This window comes from Nocardia jiangxiensis NBRC 101359 (genome assembly GCF_000308615.1).
Taxonomy (GTDB): Bacteria; Actinomycetota; Actinomycetes; order Mycobacteriales; family Mycobacteriaceae; genus Nocardia; species Nocardia jiangxiensis.
Genome location: NZ_BAGB01000123.1, coordinates 1 through 1,952, shown reverse-complemented (window position 1 = coordinate 1,952; position 1,952 = coordinate 1). Strand labels below are relative to the sequence as shown.

General features: G+C 62.9%; 1 protein-coding gene and 1 pseudogene. Both read right to left on the bottom strand.

The features are described from left to right. A partial coding sequence (locus tag ON40_RS34520) for a preprotein translocase subunit SecA (protein ID WP_157186582.1) occupies positions 1-1,288 on the bottom strand: 1,288 nt, incomplete at its 3' end. A gap of 148 nt (positions 1,289-1,436) precedes the next feature. Next, positions 1,437-1,898: pseudogene (locus ON40_RS56260) on the bottom strand (hypothetical protein); the annotation flags it as partial. Positions 1,899-1,952 lie beyond the last annotated feature (54 nt).

The window sequence follows — 1,952 nt, the reverse complement described above, 5'->3', positions numbered from 1 at the left end:
GCTGTTCCACTGCGGCTTTCTGTAGCGGGGTCGCGATGGTGCGTAGGTTGTTGGTGGCCGTGTCCAGATCGCTGAGGGTTTGTTCGAGCCTGGTCTCACTGTCGGTTGTCTGTTCGGTCCGATGCAGCTCGGTGGCTTGCGAATGTGATTGCGCCGCATCCTGGTAACGGACCAGGAGTTGTTTCACGCGTGGGGTGGGTGCACTGGACAGGTAGTCCTCCGGCGAGATGTAGTGCACCGCCTCCCCGGGGGTGCCGCCGTTCTCCCGGCCCCCACGGGCCAGGTCACCGCTGCGCGCGGCGCGGGTCTGCACTTGATGGTTCACCCGCGCCGAGTAGGCGGGTCCGCCACTGATTTTCACTTTCAACCCGCCCGCGGCGATGGCTTCGGGGACCGGCGTGATGTCCACCCCGCGGCTCATCACCTTGTTGCCGAGGGTGATCTTGCCCATCTTCCCGCCCTCGGCGATGATCTCCTGCAACTTGTCATACGCGGCGCGTTTGCTGCCGAACGAATCCATCCACGCCGCATCCACAGCGTGGAGTTCCACGGTGAGTCCACGCGATTCGGCCTCGGCCCGCACAGCCTCGGCCAAGCGGCCGACGTCGGCGTTGTCCATAGCCACGCCCAGTTGCGGGGATCCGGCCTGTTCGAGTTTCCCGGTGTTCGGGTTTTCGACGAAGGCGGTGTCGATGATGTCCTTGGCCATCTGGGTGAATTTGTGGTCGCGGGTGGTGAAGTGCTGGTCGGGAAGCCGATCGAGCTGGGAATCGAAGAACCGTTCCACGCGCGCGATCGGCCCGGTGCCGTATTCGTCGTGCATGATGTCTTCCACACCCCGCGGGGTGTGCTCGGTCGCGGTGAGCAGGGTGCCCGAGGTGCCCCGGATCTCCAGATGCCCGCCGGAGAACAGCTGTTTACCGGTGATGCTGATCGAGTACTGCGGATCAGCGGTGATACTGCTGTCGTCTCCGCCGCGGCTGTGTTTGACCTCGAGGTATTTGGCGAATCCGTTCCAGCGGCTCGAGCTCTGTTTCTCCGGATCGTCCATGAGTTGATCGTTCGTCTTCGAGGAAATGATCTTGATCTTGCCGTCGCTGCCGACGTGGTAGTCGGTGTTCTCCCGCGGACCCCACTGCGCTTGCGCGGCATGCGCGTATTCCTCGGCCTGGGCGGGGGTCAGCGAGGTACCCAGCATCGCTTCGAGCTTCTCCCGACCACCGGGGGTGAGGCGGGAATCGAACATGCCGGGAATATCCGGGTTCTTCCCGAAATCGGCCTCGGCCAAGACACCCTCGTCTTTGGCGCGCTGGAAATTCCCCCACACATCCTTGGTCTTGCCACGAACTCCGGGCTCGCCGCTCCGCCGCCCCCGGGGAGAGCACGTAATGGGTCTGCTCGTCGATCAACTGGGCATCGATCTCATCCACGGTCAACTTCCCACCCGGAAACGGCTCGAACCGGGTCTCGAGCCCGTGCGCGACGGCGGCTTCATCCAACAAGGCCTTGTACTCCGGGAAGGTCGGTGCCTTCTCCAGGTTTGCTTGCAGGGTTTTCAACCCGTCACCACCCAGCCCCGCCTCGGTCAGCTTGTCGATCATCGCCTGGGCTTCCTTCACCGCCCGGAAACCGTAATCCTGCGCGGTCCCCACCACGATGATGTTGTCCCCCGGCGCACGCGCCGGGAACGGCTGATCCGAATCCAGATGGTAAATAGTCAGATTCAGGTCGCGGTCGGCCACCAGCTTCAAGAACTCGTGCTGCATGTGATCCACCAGCGGATCACTACTTGTCATCACATGCGCCAAACCATCATCCAACGCCACACGCACCGACCGCAGAACGACCAGCATCTCCTTACCCTCCCCGGTATCCACCTCCACCGGCGCGTGTTCCATCAACAAATCAGCCATATCCTGGGTGAACCGCTTCACCTTCCCGGTCACCCGACG